The sequence below is a fragment of the Flavobacteriales bacterium genome (assembly GCA_016779995.1).
Taxonomy (GTDB): Bacteria; Bacteroidota; Bacteroidia; order Flavobacteriales; family UBA7312; genus UBA8444.
Genome location: JADHMO010000002.1, coordinates 45,822 through 69,690, shown reverse-complemented (window position 1 = coordinate 69,690; position 23,869 = coordinate 45,822). Strand labels below are relative to the sequence as shown.

General features: G+C 34.2%; 18 protein-coding genes. 8 read left to right on the top strand and 10 right to left on the bottom strand.

The window, feature by feature from the left end; translation table 11 throughout:
* Nucleotides 1-58 precede the first annotated feature (58 nt).
* Nucleotides 59-1,606, top strand: a complete 1,548-nt coding sequence (locus ISP71_02180; protein MBL6662887.1) for an Rne/Rng family ribonuclease — start codon at nucleotides 59-61, stop codon at nucleotides 1,604-1,606.
* On the opposite strand, the gene ISP71_02175 is transcribed toward ISP71_02180, so the two are convergent.
* Nucleotides 1,603-2,883, bottom strand: coding sequence for an MFS transporter (locus ISP71_02175; protein MBL6662886.1), 1,281 nt, complete (start codon nucleotides 2,881-2,883; stop codon nucleotides 1,603-1,605). The genes ISP71_02180 and ISP71_02175 overlap by 4 nt on opposite strands.
* Before the next feature lie 25 nt (nucleotides 2,884-2,908).
* Here ISP71_02175 and ISP71_02170 point away from each other — a divergent pair, with 25 nt between their 5' ends.
* From ISP71_02170 to fumC, 4 genes are all read left to right on the top strand, one after another.
* Nucleotides 2,909-3,376, top strand: a complete 468-nt coding sequence (locus ISP71_02170) for a RecX family transcriptional regulator (protein ID MBL6662885.1) — start codon at nucleotides 2,909-2,911, stop codon at nucleotides 3,374-3,376.
* A gap of 18 nt (nucleotides 3,377-3,394) precedes the next feature.
* A complete protein-coding gene (prfB, locus tag ISP71_02165) occupies nucleotides 3,395-4,483 on the top strand; it encodes a peptide chain release factor 2 (GenBank protein ID MBL6662884.1) in 1,089 nt (362 codons plus the stop codon).
* A gap of 4 nt (nucleotides 4,484-4,487) precedes the next feature.
* Entirely contained in the window at nucleotides 4,488-4,832 is a 345-nt protein-coding gene (gene arsC, locus ISP71_02160) for an arsenate reductase (glutaredoxin) (protein ID MBL6662883.1), read from the top strand.
* Nucleotides 4,833-5,042: 210 nt separating this feature from the next.
* Nucleotides 5,043-6,443, top strand: coding sequence for a class II fumarate hydratase (gene fumC, locus ISP71_02155; GenBank protein MBL6662882.1), 1,401 nt, complete (start codon nucleotides 5,043-5,045; stop codon nucleotides 6,441-6,443).
* A gap of 1 nt (nucleotide 6,444) precedes the next feature.
* Here fumC and ISP71_02150 read toward each other — a convergent pair whose 3' ends face one another.
* Genes ISP71_02150 through ISP71_02135 form a run of 4 tightly spaced genes read right to left on the bottom strand, consistent with a single transcriptional unit; the run spans nucleotide 6,445 to nucleotide 10,480 of the window.
* Nucleotides 6,445-7,533 (bottom strand): NTP transferase domain-containing protein, encoded by a 1,089-nt coding sequence (locus ISP71_02150; GenBank protein ID MBL6662881.1) that lies wholly within the window; start codon nucleotides 7,531-7,533, stop codon nucleotides 6,445-6,447.
* A 31-nt stretch (nucleotides 7,534-7,564) separates the two neighbouring features.
* Nucleotides 7,565-8,140, bottom strand: a complete 576-nt coding sequence (locus tag ISP71_02145; protein ID MBL6662880.1) for a SprT-like domain-containing protein — start codon at nucleotides 8,138-8,140, stop codon at nucleotides 7,565-7,567.
* A complete protein-coding gene (feoB, locus tag ISP71_02140; protein ID MBL6662879.1) occupies nucleotides 8,140-10,248 on the bottom strand; it encodes a ferrous iron transport protein B in 2,109 nt (702 codons plus the stop codon). Before feoB ends, ISP71_02145 begins: the two co-directional genes overlap by 1 nt.
* 4 nt (nucleotides 10,249-10,252) lie before the next feature.
* Nucleotides 10,253-10,480, bottom strand: a complete 228-nt coding sequence (locus ISP71_02135) for a ferrous iron transport protein A (protein MBL6662878.1) — start codon at nucleotides 10,478-10,480, stop codon at nucleotides 10,253-10,255.
* 257 nt (nucleotides 10,481-10,737) lie between these two features.
* Here ISP71_02135 and ISP71_02130 point away from each other — a divergent pair, with 257 nt between their 5' ends.
* Nucleotides 10,738-11,481 (top strand): ABC transporter permease, encoded by a 744-nt coding sequence (locus tag ISP71_02130; GenBank protein MBL6662877.1) that lies wholly within the window; start codon nucleotides 10,738-10,740, stop codon nucleotides 11,479-11,481.
* On the top strand, nucleotides 11,478-12,224 hold the full coding sequence (locus ISP71_02125) for an ATP-binding cassette domain-containing protein (protein ID MBL6662876.1): 747 nt from the start codon (nucleotides 11,478-11,480) through the stop codon (nucleotides 12,222-12,224). Before ISP71_02130 ends, ISP71_02125 begins: the two co-directional genes overlap by 4 nt.
* 53 nt (nucleotides 12,225-12,277) lie before the next feature.
* Here ISP71_02125 and ISP71_02120 read toward each other — a convergent pair whose 3' ends face one another.
* From ISP71_02120 to gcvP, 5 genes are all read right to left on the bottom strand, one after another.
* Nucleotides 12,278-14,137 carry a T9SS type A sorting domain-containing protein gene (locus ISP71_02120; protein MBL6662875.1) on the bottom strand — a complete coding sequence of 620 codons (1,860 nt, stop codon included), beginning with the start codon at nucleotides 14,135-14,137 and terminating at the stop codon, nucleotides 12,278-12,280.
* Nucleotides 14,138-14,147: 10 nt separating this feature from the next.
* Complete coding sequence (locus tag ISP71_02115) at nucleotides 14,148-16,040, bottom strand: T9SS type A sorting domain-containing protein (GenBank protein ID MBL6662874.1); 1,893 nt, start codon at nucleotides 16,038-16,040, stop codon at nucleotides 14,148-14,150.
* A 101-nt stretch (nucleotides 16,041-16,141) separates the two neighbouring features.
* Entirely contained in the window at nucleotides 16,142-18,019 is a 1,878-nt protein-coding gene (locus tag ISP71_02110; protein ID MBL6662873.1) for a T9SS type A sorting domain-containing protein, read from the bottom strand.
* Nucleotides 18,020-18,087: 68 nt separating this feature from the next.
* Entirely contained in the window at nucleotides 18,088-19,950 is a 1,863-nt protein-coding gene (locus ISP71_02105) for a T9SS type A sorting domain-containing protein (GenBank protein MBL6662872.1), read from the bottom strand.
* A gap of 90 nt (nucleotides 19,951-20,040) precedes the next feature.
* Nucleotides 20,041-22,920: an aminomethyl-transferring glycine dehydrogenase gene (gene gcvP / locus ISP71_02100; protein ID MBL6662871.1), complete on the bottom strand. Its 2,880-nt coding sequence runs from the start codon at nucleotides 22,918-22,920 to the stop codon at nucleotides 20,041-20,043.
* A gap of 140 nt (nucleotides 22,921-23,060) precedes the next feature.
* On the opposite strand from gcvP, the gene ISP71_02095 reads away from it, so the two are divergent.
* On the top strand, nucleotides 23,061-23,867 hold the full coding sequence (locus ISP71_02095; protein ID MBL6662870.1) for a hypothetical protein: 807 nt from the start codon (nucleotides 23,061-23,063) through the stop codon (nucleotides 23,865-23,867).
* Nucleotides 23,868-23,869 lie beyond the last annotated feature (2 nt).

Sequence of the window (23,869 nt, the reverse complement as noted above, 5' to 3'; positions counted from 1 at the left end):
TTTAGTATCAATTTGAGATCGTCTATACCCTAGATTTGTTCTCACAGCCGTTATTATTTTGAAATATGAATTGCTAGTAGATTCTAGGCCTAATGAGGTCGTAATTGCCTTGTTGAAAGACAAGAAATTAATAGAACTACACAAAGAACCCATAGGAACAAAGTTTTCCGTTGGTGATATTTTTCTAGCTAAGGTTAAGAAGATTATCACTGGACTAAATGCTACTTTTGTAGACGTAGGCTATGAAAGAGATGGCTTCCTTCATTACCTAGATTTAGGTGTTAAATTCAAAACTTTTCAGAAATTTACACAAAGAAACCTTGGAGGAAAACTTAATACCGCTTCCTTAAAAAACTTCAAACTAGAGGAGGAAATTGATAAATCAGGTTCTATTACAGATGTTCTGCAATCTGGCAATCAAGTTCTTGTACAAGTTGCCAAAGAGCCCATCTCTACAAAAGGTCCAAGACTGACTACCGAAATAACTATTGCCGGTAGATACATGGTGTTAGTTCCTTTCTCTAATAAAGTTTCAGTTTCTCAAAAAATAGAATCCAACGAGGAGAAAAAGAGATTAAAAAAACTGGTTCAAAGCATTAAGCCACCAGGCTTTGGTGTTATTATAAGAACTGTTGCTGAAGGTAAAAAAGTAGCTGATTTAGATGCTGATATCAAGTATTTATACAAAAAATGGCAAACCTTATTTAAGCAAACTAAAAAAGGAAATCCTCCTTATAAAGTTCTTGGAGAGCTTGGAAGAACGGCATCTTTACTCAGAGATGTGTTGAATGATGACTTCATTAGTATTCTCGTTAATGATGAAAAACTTCATGATGAAATAAAAGATTACATAGCGACAATATCTCCTAATCAAGAAAAAATTGTTCGTATGTACACGGGCAAGATTCCACTTTTTCAAAAATTCCAAATTGAAAGACAAATCAAGTCTTCCTTTGGGAAGTCAGTAACTATGCGTAAAAGTACCTACTTAGTTATTGAGCATACTGAGGCTATGCACGTCATCGATGTCAATAGTGGAAAACGCGTCAATTCAAAGCAAGACCAAGAAGCTAATGCTTTAGAAGTTAACTTAATTGCTGCTGAAGAAGTTGCACGTCAGTTACGATTGCGTGATATGGGTGGTATCATTGTAGTTGACTTCATAGATATGTATAATGGTGAGAATAGGAAAAAGTTATTCGAAGCATTAAAAGAGTTTATGGCTGATGATAAGGCTAAACACCATATTTTGCCACCATCGCGTTTTGGACTTATTGAAATAACAAGACAGCGTGTTCGACCAGAATTGAATATTGAAACTAAAGAAGGTTGTCCTTCTTGTAAAGGAACAGGTAAAATAGAAGCAAGTATTTTGTTAATTGATGAAATTGAACAAAAGTTAGCTAAAGCCACCAACAAGAGTAACGATATCATTTTAAAAACTCATCCATTTGTGGCGAGTTATATCAATAAAGGTTGGTTTAGAAATCAAAGAAAAACGTGGTCTAAAGAATTCGGTTGTAAACTACAAGTAGAAGAAGATACTACTTATCATCTTTTACAATATCGCTTTTTTAACAAGGAGCGTAAAGTCATTACAACCTAAGTATTTAGGCTTTTTAATTCGCTTAATTTTTTACGATACTTTATCAGTGGAATAAGTGCTATGCATAAAAATATAGCTCCTAATAAATAGCCATACCTTACATTATCACCACTATTAAAGAATGGTAAGGATACGCTAGTGATTAATGCTGTTCTGATAAGGATGCTAACTGAATTAAATACGCTACCTGTTCTTCCAATGATATCGTTAGATACCTTTTCAAAAAGGAATGTAATTCTTAAAATACGTGTTCCAGCATTACTTAGTCCAATTAGAAGACTAACAGCGAAAAAAGCAGCGACACTCTTGGTATAAGTTAGAAGCAGACAACCTCCAATTGTAGCTATCATCAAAACGATGATGTTTGTTATGATATTATTTTTACCCATTACTTTGTGTATTCCAAAACCTGCTAATAAAGCACCAATAGAATAATATACTTCAGAAGATGCAAAGACATCTCCACCTTCTTTTAAATAGTTACTGACATAAACGGGAACCAACACAAACATTTCAACAATTAAAAAAGTAAAAATTGCATAAGAACAAACGCCAAAAATAAAAATTAGAGAATTCTCTTTTAGAAAAGAAAATCCTTTTATCAGACGACTGAACATATTTCCTTGGTCAATGTTCTTTTTTACTATGGGTTTATATTTGATAAATAGGATTATTAGGAAAGCCAAAATATAGGTAAATGCGTCCATTAAAAATATTTCGTGTATTTGCCAAGCTTGTATATCGAAAGGTATATTAATCTTGAAACCTAATAAATTTAAGATACCATTTTGTGTGCCAGTCAATAATATAGCAGCAAATGCACCAGCAAAAATACTCGTTGATTGCCCTTGTATCTCGATGTAGGCATTTAGCTTAGCATAATTTTTTGGCTCTGTTATTTCTTGACCAAATGCATATAGGTTGGGATAGTGAATATTATAATGAAACATAGTCGTCCCAAAAACAGCCAATACTAATATCCATGGCGTTTGACCAAAACTCATTCCATACAAAGCGATACTTCCGATTATTAAAGCACAAGCTAAATTAGAGTATAAGAACATTTTCTTTCTTGAATACCTATCGATAAGAGTGCCTGAATATAAACCCCAAAATAGACTTGCAAATGTTAAAATAGCATAACCTTTAGCATATGTGCCTCCCATACCGAGTATATCTGCAAAGTACCAAGGAATAGCAATCATACTTATACCTTGGGCAAGCCCTGATATGATATTAGCTACAAATAATAAGCCTATTGCTTTTTTATTTTTCATTGGGTACAAAAATACTACCTTTGAAATGATGAACGACAAAATATACGATGTAAAAATTGTAAAAGACCGAATTAGACATTATTGTGCAGTAATGGATCGTTGTCAATATCAGGTAATTACAAAGCTTAAGTCCTATGGAGTGAGTGATGCTTTAGCTGATGAAATTTTAATTGAATTGATACAAAACAACTACCTTGATGAAGAGCGCTTTGCACGATCTTATTGTAGTGGAAAATTTAAAATAAAACGCTGGGGACGAAAAAAGATAGCTTTCGAACTGTCTAAGCTGAAAGTGCCAAAAAGCTGTATTTTATTAGGGATGTCTGAGATAGATGATGCAGATTATATGGATGTTATACAGCATTTAGCGAATAAGAAAATGGCTTTGATAAATGATAAAAACACCTATGTTAGAAAGAAGAAAGTGGTGGATTATTTAATTAGGAAGGGCTATGAATCTGAATTGGTCTGGTCTTACATCCACAAACTTTAAAACACTAAATTTGCCTCAATGGTTACAGCAGAACAGATAGACGATATTAAAAAAAGAATAGCTGACTTAGAAGCCTTTTTATCTATACAAGAAAAGAAAGACTTTGTAGCCGCTGAGGAGTTAAAAACTCAAGCTGTTGATTTTTGGGATAACCCTAAATCTGCCGAAACTCACTTGAAAAATATCAATAAACAAAAGGTATGGGTTGTTGCTTTTCAAGAGGTGCAAAGTGCTTTTGATGACCTTTCTGTGCTTTTTGATTTCTTTCAAGAAGGAGAAGCAGATGAAGATGAGATAAATAAAAGTTTCGACTCTACTTTGCTTAAAGTTGCTGACTTAGAGTTTAAAAATATGCTAAGTGGCGAAGAAGATAACCTCTCGGCAGTGATGACTATAAATCCGGGTGCTGGAGGAACAGAAAGTCAAGATTGGGCTGAAATGCTTATGCGTATGTACATCATGTGGGGGGAGAAAAATAAGTTTAAAGTCAAAGAGCTAGACTTTCAAGCTGGAGATGCTGCAGGTATAAAGTCGGTCACCCTACAATTTGATGGTGATTTTGCTTTTGGTAATTTAAAAGGTGAAAATGGAGTACACCGATTAGTTCGTATTTCTCCATTTGACTCTAACGCCAAACGACATACTTCTTTCACTTCGGTTTTTGTATATCCTTTGGTAGATGAATCCATAGAAATAGAGATTAACCCTGCTGATATCAGTTGGGACACTTTTCGGGCTGGTGGTGCTGGCGGACAAGGAGTTAATAAAATCGAAACTGCAGTTCGCTTAAAACATGCTCCTACAGGAATTATAATTGCTAATTCAGAAACCCGTTCTCAGCTTGAAAATAAAGAGAAAGCCATACGGTTGTTGAGGTCTCAGTTATACGAGATAGAATTACGCAAAAGACAATCTGAAAGAGATAAGATTGAAGACGGCAAGAAAAAAATAGAATGGGGTTCTCAAATTAGAAACTATGTTTTGCATCCCTACAAAATGGTTAAGGATTTAAGAACAGAATATGAAACATCTAATACTCAAGCTGTTCTTGATGGTGAAATCAATGATTTTATCAAAGCATATTTAATGGAATTTGGTCAAAAATAAAATTATGGAAGTAACAATTTATCACAATCCTAGATGTAGAAAGAGTAGAGAAGCCTTATCTTTTTTAGAAGAAAAGTCGTGTAAAATTACAGTTATAGAATATCTGAAAGACTTATTGTCAACTGAAGAATTAAGGGCTTTACTTCACGACTTATCTATAAAGCCAATTGAGCTCGTTCGTAAAAATGAAAGTATTTGGAAAGAACAATTCAAAGGTAAAGACTTGAGCGATACAGCAATTATAGAAGCGATGGTTCAAAATCCTAAATTAATTGAACGACCAATAATAAAAAGTAAGAAAGGTACTGTTGTAGGAAGACCTTTGGAAAGGGTGCAAGAAGTGATTTAAGCTATTCGAGGTCTTCTACTAAGTCACGATTTTTGTATGACTCGATAAACCAAGCGCCAATCCAATATGGTAAAAAACTAATAATGAAGGTTAACAACCAAAATGCCATACCAGCGATAACTAAAAAGAGGACAAAACCTATAAACATATCTTTATATATTTGAATTAACTTTGCACAAAAGTAAGTGTTAATATTCTAATAAAAAAATCATGAGCTATAGAATTGAAAAAGATACCATGGGCGAGGTAAAAGTACCTGCCGAAAAGTATTGGGGAGCCCAAACAGAACGTTCCAGAAACAATTTCAAAATTGGTCAATCAGCAAGTATGCCACTAGAAGTAGTCTATGGTTTTGCATACCTTAAAAAAGCAGCCGCTCATGCCAATTGCGAGTTAGGTGTTCTTTCTACTGAAAAAAGAGATTTAATTTCTGCTGTTTGCGATGAGATATTAGAAGGCAAACACGACGGTGAGTTTCCATTAGTAATATGGCAAACGGGTTCAGGTACACAATCTAATATGAATACCAATGAAGTGATAGCCAACCGAGCTCACGTTTTAAATGGTGGTAGTTTAGATGACGAAAGTAAAGTTATTCATCCTAACGATGATGTCAATAAATCTCAATCGTCTAACGATACTTTTCCGACAGGCATGCATATTGCCGCTTACAAAATGATTGTTGAAACTACTATTCCTGGAGTAGAAATGTTGAGGGATACTTTAGATAAAAAATCTAAAGCATTTATGCATGTAGTTAAAATAGGAAGAACACACCTAATGGACGCTACACCATTGACATTAGGTCAAGAATTTTCTGGATATGTTTCACAGCTAGACCATGGATTAAAAGCACTTAAAAATACTTTAGCTCATCTTTCAGAACTTGCTCTTGGTGGTACAGCTGTAGGAACAGGAATAAATACTCCAGAAGGTTATGACATTCTTGTTTCTAAAAAAATTGCTGAATTTACACAGCTACCATTTGTATCAGCAGACAATAAATTTGAAGCTTTAGCGGCTCATGATGCTATTGTAGAGTCTCATAATGCTTTGAAGCAATTAGCAGTTTCTCTAAATAAAATAGCCAACGATATCCGTTTGCTAGCATCAGGTCCACGAAGCGGAATTGGTGAAATAATAATACCATCTAATGAGCCTGGTTCGTCTATAATGCCGGGCAAAGTTAACCCTACGCAATGTGAGGCACTAACAATGGTATGTGCTCAGGTTATGGGTAATGATGTAGCTATTGGTGTTGGTGGAATGCAAGGTCATTATGAGCTTAATGTATTTAAGCCGATGATGGCAGCTAACATTTTACAGTCGGCACGATTGATTGGAGATGCTTGTGTATCTTTTAAGGTTAATTGCGCAGAAGGCATAGAGCCTAATTATGATAATCTAAAAAAGAACTTGGATAATTCTTTAATGTTAGTAACCGCTTTGAATACCAAGATAGGTTATGAAAAAGCAGCAAAAATTGCTAAGACGGCTCACCAAAACGGTACAACATTAAAAGAAGAGTCTGTCAATTTAGGATACCTTACTGCCGAGGAGTTCGATGAGTGGGTTCGCCCTGAAGATATGTGTGGTAGTCTAAAGAAATAGACTACACATATTCGTCTCCTTTATCTCTTTTTATATCACTAACAAATTGTTTAATCTGTTGCTCGTCTTCTTTTTTGCAGATAAGTAGGGTGTTTTTATTATCGATAATAATATAATCTTCCAGACCTTGAATAACAACAACTTTATCATTAGGCGCATTGATAATATTTTTTTTAGAATCATAAATCATTACATTATCGCCAATAATTCCATTTTGACTTTCATCTAGCTTTAAATGACCATATAAAGAGCCCCAGGTTCCTAAATCACTCCAGCCAAAGTCAGAAGGATAAACAAAAACATTTTCAGCTTTCTCCATCAAACCATAGTCAATAGATATGTTTTTACAACCAGGAAAAATGCGATTAATGAACTCTACTTCTTCATCCGTATTGTAATAATCGTTGCCATCTTCAAATCTGTCGTATAAATCTCTTAAGTGTTTTCTTAGACCTAAAGAAATGGCTTTAGCACTCCAGATAAATATTCCAGAATTCCATAAAAAGTCACCGCTTTCTAAAAATTGTTGTGCTAGTTCTAAGTTAGGTTTTTCTGTAAATGTTTTAACACTATGTATGTTATTATGAAGTTCAGAATTTCCTTCGTTGAATTGAATATACCCATAGCCAGTATCTGGTCTTGAAGGTTTTATGCCTAAGGTTAAAAGCACATTATTTTTTGAACACACTTCAAAACAATCAGCAACAATTTTTGTGAATTCATCTTCATTACTAATCAAGTGGTCTGAAGGCGCGACTATGATATTAGCATTAGGGTTTTTCTTAGTTATTTTGAAAGAGGCATAGGCAATACAAGGGGCTGTATTTCTCATTGAAGGCTCACATAAAATATTATCTTCTAGTATGTCGCTGAGTTGTTCTAAACATAAATCCTTGTATTTTGCATTGGTAACAACAAGGATATTTTCTGCAGGACAAGATTTTGCTAAGCGTCTAAAAGTTTGTTGTATCAGTGTCTCTCCTGTGCCTAGTATATCTAAAAACTGTTTTGGAAATGTACTTCTACTCATTGGCCAAAATCTAGAGCCAATTCCTCCAGCCATTATAACGGCATAGTTGTTTGTGTTCATAATAAGGATATTATTCTTCAAAAATACAAAATCAAATCTGTACTTCAGCTAAGGGGTTAAAAAGATAAATTCTATTGTTATTTAAAGACTTGCACTGAAAACGTGTTCTAATTTTCTTTTCCTTAATATATCGTTTGCCATTGGGCGTTGAAAAAATACTGCCGTAAGGAATATCAGAAATGGTAAGCGTAGGATTTTTATCGTATTTCCTTAACGCTTTCACAAGTTTATAGTCTGAACTACTAGATGCTTTGGGGTTTTTCAGGTGAATTGCTAAGTATTGCTGTATGTCAGTTGGAAAAATAGAGATAAAAGCAAGCATAAGTGTTTTAAATTCGTTTTTCCATTCTTTGCCGTGTGGAGCAACTCTAGAAGAATATTTATCAGTCACCATCATATGTGCTATTTCGTGGGTTAGCGTAATTAAAAATGAGTAAGGATTTAAGTCCTCATTAATAGTGATATAATGTTTATTTTGAATATACCGATAATCTCCCAATTTACTTGATCTCGATTTTTTTATAGTCAATGTGCAATCATAATCTGTTAGCCATTTAGAAATGGTTTTTACCGATTGGGTGGGTAAAAAGTGATTTAAAGACTCCATTAGCTTAATAATTGATAGGCAACGAAACTTGCTAAATAAGCTAAAGCACTCATGTATATAAATTGTATAGCAGGCCATTTCCAGCCGTTAGTTTCTCTGAAAACTACAGCTAAAGTACTCATGCATTGCATAGCAAATGCATAAAATAACATTAAAGACAAGGCTACTGCCGGAGTAAAAAATGTTTCTCCTGTTTTAGGGTTTTTATATGACATTAACTTTTCACGAATTGACTTGGTATTATCGGCATCACCAACACTATAAATAGTGGACATAGTACCTACGAAAACTTCTCGAGCTGCAAATGAGGTTATCAAAGAAATGCCAATTCTCCAGTCAAAGCCCAATGGAGCAATAACGGGTTCTATGCTTTTACCAATTATTCCTGCGTATGAAGATTCAAGTTTTTCGCTAGCAATTACCACTTCAGCATTTTCTGTGTTTTGGTATTTACGTTCTATTTCGTCAAATTTAGAAGATGGGCCGTAGGAGGATAAGGCCCATAAAACGACAGATATAGCAATGATGATTTTTCCAGCATCAATAAGAAAGACTTTCACTTTTTCTATAATGGTATAAAAAACAGTTCTCCAATCTGGAGTTTTATATGTAGGCATTTCCATTACAAAATAGCTACGTTCTTTAGACTTGATTATGTATTTCATCAACCAAGCTATCAATATTGCTGAGACAAAACCTATTAGATAGAATCCCATCATTGTTAAACCTTGCAGATTGAATATAAACCACTTTTGTTCTGCTGAAATCATCATTGAAATTAGTAGCGTATAAACTGGAAGTCGTGCTGCACAACTCATTAAGGGAACTACCATAATTGTAATTATTCGCTCTTTCCAGTTAGGGATTGTTCTGGCTGACATTACTGCTGGAATAGCACAAGCAGCACCACTTAATAAAGGTATTATTGAACGACCACTTAGACCAAATCCTCTCAATAGTTTATCTGTAATAAAGCTCACTCTAGACATATAGCCAGTATCTTCCAATACGGCAATAAAAGCAAAAAGAAATGCTATCTGAGGAACGAATATGACAATACCACCCAAACCAGCAATAATGCCATCCACAATTAAATTATTTAACGCACCTTCAGGTAAAGAATTGGCAAAAAATTGAGATAGTTGAGAAATGGAATTATCAATGATTTCCATAGGATATTCGGACCATGAAAATACTGCTTGGAAGATTAAAAATAGCACACTTAAAAAAATAGCAAAGCCATAAATAGGATGTGTCAAAATATTATCCAATTTTTGAGTGAGGCTATTGTTTTTACTGTTTTCAGGATATTCAACACATTTCTCAAGTAGTTGGTCTATAGCCTTATATCTTCTTACTGTTTCGGTAGCTTGTAAGCGTTTGGCTATAAATTTATGTTCACTTATGATGTTGTCTAATTTTTCTTTGTCTTGTTTGGAAAAATCAGTAATTGTTTTGTAGTTGCACGCAATTTGAAAGGCATTATAGTCACTAGCTTTGTTAAGTAATTTTTGTATATCTTCTATTAGGTCCGGACAAAGATTCTTGATGTCTACAAAACTATTTTTGTTTTCTCTTTCTTTAACATTAAGAATAGCTTGTTTTAAATTTCCAATGCCTATTTTTTTTCGTGCATTTATTGGTACTACTGTTACGCCAAGTTTTTCTTCTAATAGTTTCAGATAAATTTTAACACCATCATTTTCTATAAGATCCATCATATTCAATGCCAAAATACAAGGGGTCTTTAAATCAATAACTTGTGTTGCTAAACACAGTGACCGTTTTAAATTCGAGGCGTCAACAATAATTATATTTACATCAGGATGATGTTCATTTTTGGGGTCGCACAAAACTTGAAAGCTAATACTTTCGTCCATAGATTTTGGATACAAGCTATAAGTACCGGGTAAATCGATGAATTCTGTGTCTATTTTATTTTTACTAGCAAGTTGAGAAATTTGACAGGCACCAACTTTTTTGTCGACAGTAATTCCGGGAAAGTTACCAACCTTTTGATTTAGACCCGTGAGAGCATTAAATAATGTGGTCTTTCCGCTGTTTGGATTACCCACTAAGGCTACAGTGATTTTATTTGATTTTGCCAATGAGTTATTTTATTTCATTAACTAATATAGTTTCTGCTTCTGCTTTTCTCATGCTAAGAACATATCCAGAAATAGATATTGCAATGGGGTCTCCAAGTGGTGCTTTGCGTTCAATGTGAATTTTTTCTCCAGGTAAACATCCCATTTCCATCAGTTTCAAAGCTAATTCTTTATCAGAAAAAGAGTCAATAACAGCTTTAGTGCCTAGTTTTAATTCACTTAAATTTTTCATGCCACTAAATTACTTATTTAGAATTAATCTAAAAAGTAATTAAATATGTTTTTCAACGGCTGGTTGTGTTTTTGAAAATGATGGACAATCACAATCTTCTTTTAAAATACCACAAGAAGATAAGCTTAAAAAAAGCGAAGTAATTAAGACGAACAGAAGTATTTGATTTTTAGAAAACATAATTATTGTATAATCTTATCAAAAATACTAATATGCTTTTAAGATAGCCACATAAATATTGTTATTTTTGGTGGACTATGATTAATGGCTTAAAACTTTTTGGCTTGTACCTCAGTATGTTGGGGAATGTGTTTAGTCGCCCAGAGAATAAGAAGGTTTATATCAAACGCATTGTCGATGAAATGATTAAGCTTGGTGTAAACTCTTTGACAATTGTTTCTATCATATCTTTATTTATGGGTGCCGTTGTGACTATACAAACGGGTTTGCAATTAAATAATCCTTTTATTCCTAAATACTTGATTGGATATGCTACACGTGAGTCACTCATATTAGAGTTTTCACCGACCATGATTGCCCTAATTCTTGCAGGTAAAGTAGGCTCTAGTATTGCCTCTGAAATTGGAACAATGAGAGTTTCTGAACAAATAGATGCTTTAGAAATTATGGGCATCAATTCTGCTGCCTTTATTATCCAACCTAAAATAATAGCATCAGTATTATTTTTCCCTTTTCTTGTTATTATTAGTATGGGTATTGGTATGTTCGGTGGGTTTTTAGCAGCTACCCTAGGTGGAATTATTAGTAAGCCAGAATTTTTGCAAGGGCTTATATATTGGTTTGAACCTTTTTATATTTTTTATGCTCTGGTAAAAACGGTATTTTTCGCTTTTGCTATTTCCTCTATTTCTTCTTTTTTTGGATACTTTACTAGGGGCGGAGCCTTAGCCGTTGGAAAGTCTAGTACTAAATCAGTGGTTTATAGCTGTATAGTTATTCTTATTATGAACTTCATTCTTACGCAATTAATGTTGGCATGATAGAAGTTAAAAATATACATAAAACCTTTGGAGATAATCACGTTTTAAAAGACGTATCTTTTACCTTTCAGTCTGGTAAAACCAATCTTGTTATAGGAGCTAGTGGCTCAGGTAAAACAACCCTCATAAAATGCATGGTAGGTTTGCATAGAGCTGATTCTGGAAGTATTTTATTTAATGAATCCTCATTTGATGATTTGGATAAAAAAGAAAAACGAAACCTTAGAAAAGAAATTGGAATGCTTTTTCAAGGTGGAGCATTATTTGATTACCTAACAGTCGAAGAAAATATTGCTTTTCCTCTCAATATGTTTACTGATATGAGTAATGAGGAAAAAAAAGATAGAGTAAATTTTTGTTTGAAAAGAGTCAATTTAAATAATGCTAATGCCTTATTTCCTGCCGAATTAAGCGGTGGTATGATGAAACGAGTAGCTATTGCAAGAGCCATTTCTATGAAGCCTAAATATCTATTTTGTGATGAGCCAAACTCAGGTTTAGACCCACAAACAGCCATTATTATTGATAACCTTATTCAAGAAATTACTCAAGAGTATAACATAACAACTGTAGTTAACACTCATGATATGAATTCAGTTATGGAGATAGGAGATAACATTGCATTTATACACCAAGGTCAATTGGCGTGGCAAGGCGATAAAGACTCCATAATCAACTCCACAACTAAGGAGTTAAATGATTTTGTTTTTGCTTCTAAACTATTCAAAAAGTTAAGAAAATAGACACAAAAAAAGGCTAGTCAAAACTAGCCTTCTTTATTGTCAAATATTAACTATTACTTAATTATAATCTTTTGCGTTTGTGCAGTTTTTCCTTCAAGATTAATCAAACTTACTGTATAAATACCTTTTTCGAAGTGACTCAAGTTGAATTCTTTCGTTAGAGTATGTTGATTCAAAAATTCTTTATGTACTAGTTGACCAAGAATATTATGAATTTCTATAGATGAGCTTTCAGATAAATCGTCAAAACTTAGGCTAAACACCCCATTATTAGGGTTGGGATATATGGTAAAAAATGATAACTCCTCTTCTTCTTCAATACTTGTTGGTCCAGGAACATCAGGGTCAAAATTCATCCTAACCATAGGAATAGATAGGTATATACCGTCCTGAGGTGCTGTTCCACTAGTTCCAGAGAATCCATTATATATTCTCCAACCATAACTACTAATTTTAGAGCTACTAACGCCTATTCTTGTTGTATCAGTTGTAGTTCCATCACCTCCAACAGTAATTAAATATTCTTTATCTGCAACTAATGGAACAGGAGTTGGAAATTTTACACTTTGCCATGCACCTGTACTGACTATACTAAGTGGGTTAGATTCTGTTAGAAATGCAGCCGTTCCTGATATGATTTCATAAACTTTGGCTTGGATTTTACCATTAGGGTAACTGTTATCAGCGATGAATACATCTACGGCGTATAAATCATCATCAGCGGCTATATCAAATGAATTGCCATGCTCAACAGTCGATGCTGTTCCAATTGCGGAAAATAAACTAAAACTCAACGCTGGAGTGTTATCATCCCTTGCAAAAGTATATTCACTAATATTTAGGCTTCTACTTAAAGCTTGGGTAGATGTACTATCTGATTCTGCTATGAAGTCCAAATCGTAGTTGCCAGTTGAACTTACGTTAAAAAATTGATTAGCAAAAAATGTATCTCTAGCTAGTGAAACCAAATTCTTACCCCAACTTTGATCCGTGTAGCTTTCTGAACTGACTTCTATTTTTAAGCGTACAGAATCTTGAGCATTGTTTCCTGTATTTCTTATGACAGCTCTAGCAATAACCCCCTCTACATTTTGTTGTTCAAGTGGAATTATGGAGTAGTTGTTTATATACGAATTACCACTCATATAATGGTCATAAGCAATTAACGATAAATCATAATTTTTTAATTTTTTAACCACAATGTTATCAATAGCAAACCCACTTGCCCAACTATTCCCATCAGACCATCTAATTCTAATATTCACAGAATCTGTATTATTATAATCCGAAAGTGAAAAAATGCCTTCCTGCCAGTCATCTAAACTCGTTAAATTTCCTGATATATCTGTCCAAGTCGATTGATTAGCTGTTTTAACTTCTACAACAGCATCGCCACCACCATAATTTTTGTCATGGTAATAATCAAATATCAAAAACACATCTTCAAGACCTGTAAAGTCTAATCTAGGTAACTCTATGACTTCAAAGCTAAGATCACAGTTATTATTTGTATTAGGAGTAATTCCATTGGGTTTACAAGCATCATCATTAGTCATAGCAAATTGAGTATGCTCAGAAACAGGCCAATACCCTCCAACATTGGCATCCTCAAAGTTTCCTGTGTAGAACCCACTAACGTTTTGAGCTGTAGAATTCACTGTGACATTATATCCATCTTCTAAAGATGATGTAGTTATATCACTTGGTAATTCAGGAGATGAAACGGACTCAAAGTTTTCACAATAGATGTAGGATGTGTCTGAACAATCTAATTGTTGATTACTACTTCTTGGCGTAGTTTTGATAAGTTTTTTTGTGGTGTTATCTCTGAATGCTTCAAAATTTACGGGATACGGATTTTGAGCAAAGGAGATATACGAAATGCACAATAAAATGAGATGTAATTTTTTCATAGCTAAAAATTTACTTAATAATTACTTTTTGAGTACTAAGCTGTCCTCTTTCAGATTCCAAGCTAATGGTGTAAAGTCCACTATTCAAATGAGTAAGATTCATTTGTTTAGTCAGTTGATTGACCTTAATAAAATCTTCTGAGTACACAATCTGACCTAATACATTTCTTACATTTAGATGAAGATCTTCTTGTTTTTCAGACTTTATTTTTATCTTGAAAATTCCACTATTTGGATTAGGATATAGACTTAAGTCAGCTAAACCCAATTGCTCTTTTATACCAATTACATTAGGGTCAAAATTTAATCGTACACAAGGAGCTGATATAGTATAAAACCAAGTATTTGGTTCAACATTTGTTCCTGCTCCATCTACATCAACTAAGAAACTTTCTTGTGGATCAACAATTCCACCTGTGCTGATAAAAGCAGTATCAGTTGTTGAAGTTGCTGCAGCTGTGTATAACATAACCATATATTCCGTGTTTGCACTTAAATCCCATGGGTTATCAAACTTAAAATTATACCAATTCCCAGCACTTTGACCTATATTTTTCTCTTGCGATTCAATAATAAATACTCTCGAGCCATCCGATTGTATTTCGTATAGTTTAATTCTACCCTTAGCATCCGGACCAGTTCTAGCATCCATTCTGATTTTTACAGTTTCTAGCTCTTTGCTTTTATAAATCATAAAACGATTTCCTATTTCATAAGCACCATCATCATTCATCACTCGTCGTTGAAAATTACCTTGGTTGTAATTACCATTATCCTTGCCATATTCATATTGGTGAATTTCAAAACCTACTCTTATGGTATCTGTATTGAATTGGTTATCATTGTCGCTTCCCCATATATCTGCATTATAAACCCCTGTAGCTGATGGAGTAAAACCTTGATTAGTGTAAAGTGTATCAATAGATGTAGGGGTACTCACTAGACCATGACTTTGAAAAGATTGGTTTTCGCCAACAACACTAGCATAAATTCTTGAGCTATCTATGTTGTTGTATCCAGAGTTTTGTAAAGAGCCAACAAAATAATACGTTGTTTGTTCAGCTTGTTCTAAATTCATTATTCGATAGCTTGTTCCTCCGTATACAGAGGTTGGAGTTACATAAAAAGCATTAAGCAGATTAGCATCATAAGGATTGGTTTTTACAATTTTGACATCATCAATCATCCAATAGTAAGCTTCGGCTTCGTCTGCTTCCCATGAAAATTTAATTTTTACATCCGATTTTTGACCGGCGTATTGCGTTATATTCAATTCAATTTCATTAGTTTCTTTTACAGAATTTACAGTACTGCCTATACTTACATCTATACCATTACTCCAATTAGTCCCGTCATATATGTAAACCTTTAGTGTATGATCGGGGCTACAACAATATCTATACATGTGTGTAAATTTTAGGGTTACATTAGTGTCGTTGGATAAGTCTATACTAGGAGAAATAAGTTCACCATGCTTTTTCACAAATGCAGATTGAGGAAGGTTTGTATTCGCTTTATCAGCGTCAAAAATCATCCAGCCATTATCTTTGGTTTCAGATTCTAGAGTTAATGGTGGATTACCAGCAAATGGACCTTCAGAACCATCCGTATCATACTCCCATAAGGTGCTGTGTGTGCCAGATACTGTCCAAGTTTGCACAGTAGATGTGTTATTGCCATCTAAGCCATTGGCAAAGTCATCTGACCACAATATTACATCTGTAGCTGAAGAGGCAGCACTCGAGGAATAAGTATTGTCGTCATCAATCCATCCTTGGTATTCCGTAGGGGTGTTGGAGGAATGACTAAGAAATGAGTTTGATTGTAAAAGTTGAGAAGTTAGTTGCTGAGCAAAAATATTAAGAGTTAATAATATGCCCATAAAAGTAAGTACAGGTTTCATAGTTTTAAGTTTAAAAAGTTGTCACAAAGTTACATAAAATTCTGAGCAAAAAAAAAAGCAGGTTTGTAGCCTGCTTTTTTTTAAACGAATAGTGAACGTATTTATTGAATAGTCACTTTCTTTACCATAAAGTTTTTGTTGTTATTCTCTAATGTAACGGTATAAACACCTTTTTCTAAATGGCTAAGGTCTAGCCATTTGTTCAGTGAATTGGTTATCGATACTTTTTCTGAATACACAACTTGACCTACTAAATTTGAAATATTAATACTTATATCTTCCGATTGCGAAGTTTGAATTTGTATGTTGAAGTGCCCGTTGTTTGGATTAGGGAAAACATTAAATTTAGATAAAGAGTTATTTTCTTCAATACCTACATTTACTCCAACAACAGTAGGATCAAAATTTAATCTTACACATGGAGCTGATGTTGTATATAGCCAAGTCCCAGGGTTTACTCCCTCTTGTGTGCCATCAATATCTTGCACTAAACTTTCACTGTTGTTAGGATTGGATCCAGATGTATTAACAAATACTGTGTCTATACCATTATATGTAGCATAAATAGCAGGTAAAACCACTTGTCCAGCATCTAGTATAATTGGAGGGTCAAATGATACATCGAACCAATCTCCAGTATATTGACCTAAATTTAGGGTTTCTGTTTCTACTAAAAAGCTAATTTCTCCAGATTGAGTATCGACAGTATTTAATCTTATTGTACCTTGAGCATTTGCAGAGGTTCTTTCATCCAAACGAAACTTAACGCTATACAAGGTACTTGTTGCATATATATCAAAAACATTTCCATATTGTCTTGAGCCGTCAGCGTTGATGCCATATCGTCCAAAATTGGTAGCGTTATCTCCATTGTCTCGAGCATAAATATAATCAGATACAACAAATGTGCGTCTAAGCGTATCAGTTAAAACATAACCATCATCATCTTTACCAACAATGTCAGCATCATATGTTCCTATTTCTGTTGGCGTGAAACCATCATTGACGTAAATACTATCCCTATCACTAGAAACTAGAGATAAACCATCACTTTGTGACATAAATCCAGCAGAAGTCACTTCGGCATGTATTCTCAAACTGTCAAGCGTGTTATATCCTACATTTTCAATATAACCACCATAAAAGTATTCTGTTTCTGAAATTTGTTCCAATGGCATTACACGATAAGATGTGCCTCCAAAATAAGCGCTAGGTACATTATTAAAACTATTTAAAAGATTTGAAGAATAAGGTTGAGTTTTGATAATTTTCACATCATCAACCATCCAAAAATAGTGAGAAGCTGTATTTTCACCAACAGCCCAGTCAAAACGTATTTGAACACTATCCTTTAATGCTGCTATTTCTGTGATAATAACTTCATAAGTTATGGTTCCTGATAGGACGTTAACAGTACCTAGGTCATTGACTTGATAACTAGCTGCTGATTCCCATCCAGAACCATCATTGATGGATACCACTAATTCGTGTGAACTAAAACAACACCATCTGTAAGCATGTTCAAAACTTAGAGTCACATTTGAATCGTTTGATAAATCAATATAAGGAGAGGTTAGTTGGCCTTGTCTTTCAGAGTAAGCCGAGGTAGGCAATCCTGCATTTGATCCATCAGCATCAAAAATCATCCAACCGTTAGCTGCAGATTCTGACTCCAATAAATAAGGTGTATTTCCTGCATAGTCCCCATTAGAACCATCAAAATCAAGTTCCCAGACATCACCGTCATCGCCACTTACTGTCCATGCTGGATCTATAGAAGAATTGTTTCCATCTAGACCTTCTCTAAAATCTTCGTACCAAATGACATCAGCACTGTCTTCTTCAGCAACAGCTTGTAACGAACGTAACTGATATATAGTTGGGGCTTTTTCAGTAAAGCTCATTAATGACTTAATACTTTCTTGTGCATAAGAACATAAGCTAAAAGCCATTCCAAAAATTAATAAAGCGTGTTTCATAATATTGAGTTTTAATAAAAAAAGCAGACGCTAGCCTGCTTTTTTTCTTGTTAAGATTAAGTATATAATTATTGAATAATTATCTTTTTAGTAGAACTTGTTCCGTTTTCGTTAATTAGAGAAACAGTATAAATTCCTTTGTTAATATCAGACAAGTTGATAGTAGTATTTAATGAATTACCAACGATTTGCGAATAAATAGTTTGCCCAATAATATTTTTAATTTCTATTGTCTGCTTGTCTGTTGAATTAGTCAATGAAATATTAAATATTCCGTTGTTTGGATTTGGATAAACGTTAAAAGCAGAGTATGAATTATCTTCAATACTAGTTGGTCCAGCAACATCTGGATTCATATTCATTCTTACCATAGGAGTAGAGCCTGTTGTTCCATCTGTAGCAGTTGTTCCATTACTATCAACCCAACCGTTGTAAACAATATAACCATAACTACTTTGTACACTACCACTTGAACCAATTCTAAGGGTGTCATTTAAAGCAGAACCATCTCCAGCAACAGTAATTAAATACTGGCTTTCAGCATCTAAAGCTACAGGATTAGCAAACTTTACGCTTTGCCATCCGTCACTAGCCGATACTGATAATAAGTTAGTTTCTTCTAAAAAGAAAGTTTGGTTGTCTTGATAAAGATAAATTTTACCTTGAATTTTAGCATTTGCTGTAGTAGCGTTATGAATATATGCATCGATTGCATAAAGTGTATTGCTCTCGTATATATCGTAGATAGCTCCTCTTTCCCATGTGCTTATGCCATCGCCAGAAGGAAGAAGTGAATTTACAGCGTCAATTTCGTTATCATCTCTAGCATAAATGAAGTCTGTAATTTCAATAGATTTAGATTTTGTAACAGTCGTTACACTATCAGACATAAGATAAAAATCTAATTGATAAACACCAGTAGATGTTGGCTGGAATCTTTCAGTACATTGTAATGTATCTTGCTCTAGAGATTCTAAGTTAACAGCAGTACTTTGTGAAGTGAAACCAGTAGCTGATGCATGTAAACGAATAGAATCTTGTGCAAGATTTCCGTTATTAAATACATAAGATTGGAATATTATTCCTGTAGAGTTTGGAATCATACTTAATGGAATTTGAGAATAGGATGATGCAAACCCATCATAACCTGCTAACCATTGGTTGAATAGTGGCATTGATAAAGAATTATCTTGTAATTCGTTAATTTCAATATCATCAACAGCAAATCCTGTTGCCCAACTTCCGTTGTCACTCCATACGAAACGAATAACAATCGAATCTTGGTCATTGTAATCAGATAGGCTAATGATTCCTTGTTGCCACGCTTCTAGATTGCTTAGAGGGCCAGAAATATCAGTATAATTGACACCTCCGTCATTACTTACTTCAACATAAGCATCTCCACCACCGTAGTTTTTATCGTGGTAGTAGTCAAATATTAAAAACACATCAGATTGACCAGTAAAATCTAGCATTGGTAAAGTAAGAGATTCAAAAGCTAAATCACAGTTGTTATTGTTTCCAGGTGTTACTCCACCGGGTCTACAGGCATCATCATTTGTCATAGCAAATTGGCCATGCTCTCCTACTGGCCAATAACCTCCTGCGTTTGCATCAACTGAAGTTCCAGTATAAAAACCTGATACTTGAATTTGATCTGAATTTGAAATTGTGTAATAATTTTGCTCTAAAGTGTTTGTTGATACATCAGATGGTAAATCTGGAATTGAAACGGTTTCAAAATCTTCACAATATAAAGCGTCTGAAGTTGAACAATCAACAGAAGATCTTAGAGTAATTTCGTATTTGTTTAGGTACTTTGTGTGCTGGTCATATCTTGACGCATCAATAAAATTTTGATTGTTCATTATCTGAGCAAAAGAAGTGTTTGCAAGGATTAATAAACAGATGATAGAATAAAAATTTTTCATATTACTTGTTAAATTATCAGTTAAGTGTGTACGAATTTACGGTCTTTTTTCATAAAAACCTAGACCAACTAACAAGTATTTTATGTAATCTTAAATGTAACTCTCAATACTCTCGCACGAGCATACTAAATTTCTATCTCCAAAGGCATCGTCAACACGACTTACACTTGGCCAAAATTTATTGTCATTGATATATTCAAGTGGAAATGCCGCTTCTTGTCTGCTGTATGGTTTTTCCCATTTATCATTGGCTATTAAATTAATAGTATGAGGAGCATTTTTTAAAACATTATCTTTTTCGTCAGACTGTCCACTTGCTATAGCGTTAATCTCTTTTCTAATAGATTTCATAGCTGCAATGAATTTGTCCAATTCTTGTTTACTTTCACTTTCTGTAGGTTCAACCATAAGTGTTCCAACAACAGGAAAAGAGACTGTTGGTGCATGGAATCCATAGTCCATAAGTCGTTTAGCTATATCCGTAACTTCTATTCCAACATCTTTAAATGGGCGACATTCTAGTATCATTTCATGAGCCACCATATTATTAGGGTTGGTATAAAGAATGGTATAGTCGTCTTTCAATTCTTCTTTAATATAGTTAGCGTTAAGAATAGCCACTTCAGTAGATTTTGTTAATCCTTCTTCACCCAACATTTTGATGTAGGCATATGAAATGCACAATACTAATGATGAACCCCAAGGTGCTGCAGAAATGGCAGAAATGGCTTGTTCACCTCCTGTTGGGATAATAGGGTTAGAGGGTAAAAATGGCTTGAGATGTTCAACCACTCCTATAGGACCCATTCCTGGCCCTCCTCCTCCATGAGGAATGGCAAATGTTTTATGAAGATTGAGGTGACATACATCAGCTCCAATAATAGCTGGATTTGTTAATCCAACTTGAGCATTCATATTAGCACCGTCCATATATATTTGTCCGCCATGTTGATGAATGATATTTGTCACTTCAATTACTGATTCTTCAAATACACCATGAGTAGAGGGGTAGGTAATCATCAAGGCAGCTAAATTTTCACTGTGTTCTTCTGCTTTTGCTTTTAGATCATCAACATCAATGTTACCCATTTCATCGCATTTTGTAACAACGACTTTCATGCCAGCCATAGTGGCAGAAGCGGGATTTGTACCGTGTGCTGATGAAGGAATAAGACAAATGTCTCTATTACTTTCGTTTCTACTTTGATGATATGCTCTTATTACCATTAAGCCGGCATATTCACCTTGAGCACCAGAATTGGGTTGTAAAGACATACCGTCAAAGCCAGTAATTTCACACAGGGATTCTTCTAGTTCGTGAAACATAATTTGATAGCCTCGAGCTTGATTGATTGGCGCGAATGGGTGTATGTTGCTAAATTCACTCCAACTTAGAGGAAAAAGCTCAGCAGCAGCATTTAGTTTCATGGTACAAGAGCCTAGAGGTATCATGGAATGATTCAATGCTAAATCTTTATTCTCTAATCGCTTAATGTAGCGCATCATTTCGGTCTCACTGTGATAGGTATTGAATACCTCGTGTTGCATATATGGACTTTCTCTATATAATTCTTTTGGGATAAACGAATTGGCATCTGTATAATTTCCGCTCAGTACATTTTTTATTAATTCGGTCGGGTCAGAGTGATTACAGCTTTTTGCAAATACGCTTAGAATATCATTGATGTTTTGAAGGCCATCTTTTTCGTCAATGGAAATGGAAAGATGTTTATCATCGATATAATTAAAATTCATCTTAGCATCTTCAGCAAATACCTTGAGTGTATCAATAGACACGTCATTTATATTGACCAAAATAGTGTCAAAGTAATTTTTATTGAGTTGTTTGTAGCCCAATTGCTCTAGTCCCTCAGTTAAGACACATGCTAAGCCGTGTATTTTTCTAGCAATATTTTTAAGTCGTTTTGGACCGTGATATACACCATACATTCCCGCCATAACAGATAGTAGCACTTGAGCAGTACAGATATTAGATGTTGCTCTTTCTCGCTTGATGTGTTGTTCTCTGGTTTGAAGTGCCATTCTCAATGCTCTATTGCCTTCAGCATCAATTGTAACACCGATAATTCTGCCAGGTATATTTCTTTTATAGCTTTCTTTTGTAGCGAAATAGGCCGCGTGAGGACCGCCATAACCCATAGGGATTCCAAAGCGTTGGGTTGTTCCAACTACGACATCTGCTCCCCATTCACCAGGAGGTGTTAAAAGAGTAAGACTTAATAAATCGGCTGTTACAGCAATACCAACGTTATTGTTTTTAGCATCTTGAGCCAAAACTTTATAGTTTTCAATGTTACCATATTTGCAAGGATACTGAACTAACATACCGAAAACATCATCTGAAAAAATGAAATCAGAATGTTCAACAATTTGAAGTTTTATGCCAATTGGAGTAGCTCTTGTTTTAAGGACATCTATAGTTTGGGGAAAGCAATCTTTAGAAACTAAAAATGTACAAGCTTTAGCTTTTTTCTTGTCTTTGTGCATGGCATTGAATAGCATTATCATTGCTTCAGCCGCTGCAGTTCCTTCGTCTAGCAATGAGGCATTAGCAATTTCCATAGCTGTCAAGTCAGTTACCATTGTTTGGTAATTTAATAAAGCCTCGAGTCTGCCTTGTGCAATTTCAGCTTGATATGGCGTGTAAGCCGTATACCAACCCGGATTTTCTAATATATTTCTTTGAATAACGCCAGGTAGAATAGTGTTGTAGTAGCCTAAGCCAATATAAGATCTATAATTTTTATTTTTTTGACCTAACATTTTCATATGGTCAAGTAACTCGGATTCATTGAGAGCTTTGGGTAAATCCATTTTCTTTGATAGACGAATAGCCTGAGGAATAGTAAGGTCAATTAGCTCACTCATATTAGAAACTCCAATCTTGTTAAGCATGTTTTCTTGGTCGCTTGGTCGTGGACCGATATGGCGTTCTGAGAACTGATTCATATTGTTAGTATATTTAGAGTACAAAAATATGAAATGAAGTTGTAATTTAATGAACTAATATTCTATATTTTTGACTAGTGGATTTGCTAAAAAAATTAGGTCAATTTTTTGTTTATAGTAATGTCTTTGTATCATTTTGTGTGCTAGCACTGTGTCAAAGTACTAGCATAATAATTGGTGTCGATTCATCACATCTTTTACCCTTTGTATTCTTCTCCACTTTGTTTGCGTATAATTTTCAACGTATGGTAAGGTTTAGTCCAAACAAAGAACAATCAGCACATCTAGATTGGCTCAATAAGAATCGATTATTTATACTTATAATTACTGTTATAAGCTTATTTCTGTCCGTTTATTATGCCGTGAGTTTATCATTTTCAACATTTTATTTTTTGATACCTGCCTCAATCATCAGCTTGTCTTATCCCATCAAAATAATTCCTTTAGGAAATCAAAAGGTTTCGTTGAGAGAACTGCCAAGAGCTAAAATATTTCTTATAGCTTTAGTTTGGTCCATAGTTAGCGTTGCTCTAGTTACTCTTGAAAATGAATCATTTTATACTCTTGATACCTTATTGCTTTTTCTCAGTAGATTTAGTTTTGTTTTGGCAATAACAATACCATTCGATATTCGAGATTTAAAATATGATGATTTGTCATTGAAAACGATTCCTCAAATTTTTGGTGAGCAAAAAGCAAAAATGATAGCACTCTATTGTCTTGCTTTCTTCGAATTGATTTCTATTTTTCACTTTTTTGTTGGTGATTTTTCGTGGCAGCTATTATTAGCACTGTTGTTTACTTCTTTGCTAAGCGGAATTTTGATAATTAAATCCTCTCAAGAAAAGAATAACTTCTTCTTTTCTTTTTGGGTAGAAGGAGCAAGTATAATAATGTATTTACTTCTTTTTATTATCCCATTGGCTTTTGGTATCTTAGCCCTCTAATT

Bases quoted from the DNA above. Each gene is read 5' to 3' on its own strand.
- ISP71_02175 (MBL6662886.1), bottom strand. From the start codon at position 2,883: ATGAAAAATAAAAAAGCAATAGGCTTATTATTTGTAGCTAATATCATA.
- ISP71_02170 (MBL6662885.1), top strand. From the start codon at position 2,909: ATGATGAACGACAAAATATACGATGTAAAAATTGTAAAAGACCGAATT.
- prfB (MBL6662884.1), top strand. From the start codon at position 3,395: ATGGTTACAGCAGAACAGATAGACGATATTAAAAAAAGAATAGCTGAC.
- arsC (MBL6662883.1), top strand. From the start codon at position 4,488: ATGGAAGTAACAATTTATCACAATCCTAGATGTAGAAAGAGTAGAGAA.
- fumC (MBL6662882.1), top strand. From the start codon at position 5,043: ATGAGCTATAGAATTGAAAAAGATACCATGGGCGAGGTAAAAGTACCT.
- ISP71_02150 (MBL6662881.1), bottom strand. From the start codon at position 7,533: ATGAACACAAACAACTATGCCGTTATAATGGCTGGAGGAATTGGCTCT.
- ISP71_02145 (MBL6662880.1), bottom strand. From the start codon at position 8,140: ATGGAGTCTTTAAATCACTTTTTACCCACCCAATCGGTAAAAACCATT.
- ISP71_02135 (MBL6662878.1), bottom strand. From the start codon at position 10,480: ATGAAAAATTTAAGTGAATTAAAACTAGGCACTAAAGCTGTTATTGAC.
- ISP71_02130 (MBL6662877.1), top strand. From the start codon at position 10,738: ATGATTAATGGCTTAAAACTTTTTGGCTTGTACCTCAGTATGTTGGGG.
- ISP71_02125 (MBL6662876.1), top strand. From the start codon at position 11,478: ATGATAGAAGTTAAAAATATACATAAAACCTTTGGAGATAATCACGTT.
- ISP71_02120 (MBL6662875.1), bottom strand. From the start codon at position 14,137: ATGAAAAAATTACATCTCATTTTATTGTGCATTTCGTATATCTCCTTT.
- ISP71_02115 (MBL6662874.1), bottom strand. From the start codon at position 16,040: ATGAAACCTGTACTTACTTTTATGGGCATATTATTAACTCTTAATATT.
- ISP71_02110 (MBL6662873.1), bottom strand. From the start codon at position 18,019: ATGAAACACGCTTTATTAATTTTTGGAATGGCTTTTAGCTTATGTTCT.
- ISP71_02105 (MBL6662872.1), bottom strand. From the start codon at position 19,950: ATGAAAAATTTTTATTCTATCATCTGTTTATTAATCCTTGCAAACACT.
- gcvP (MBL6662871.1), bottom strand. From the start codon at position 22,920: ATGAATCAGTTCTCAGAACGCCATATCGGTCCACGACCAAGCGACCAA.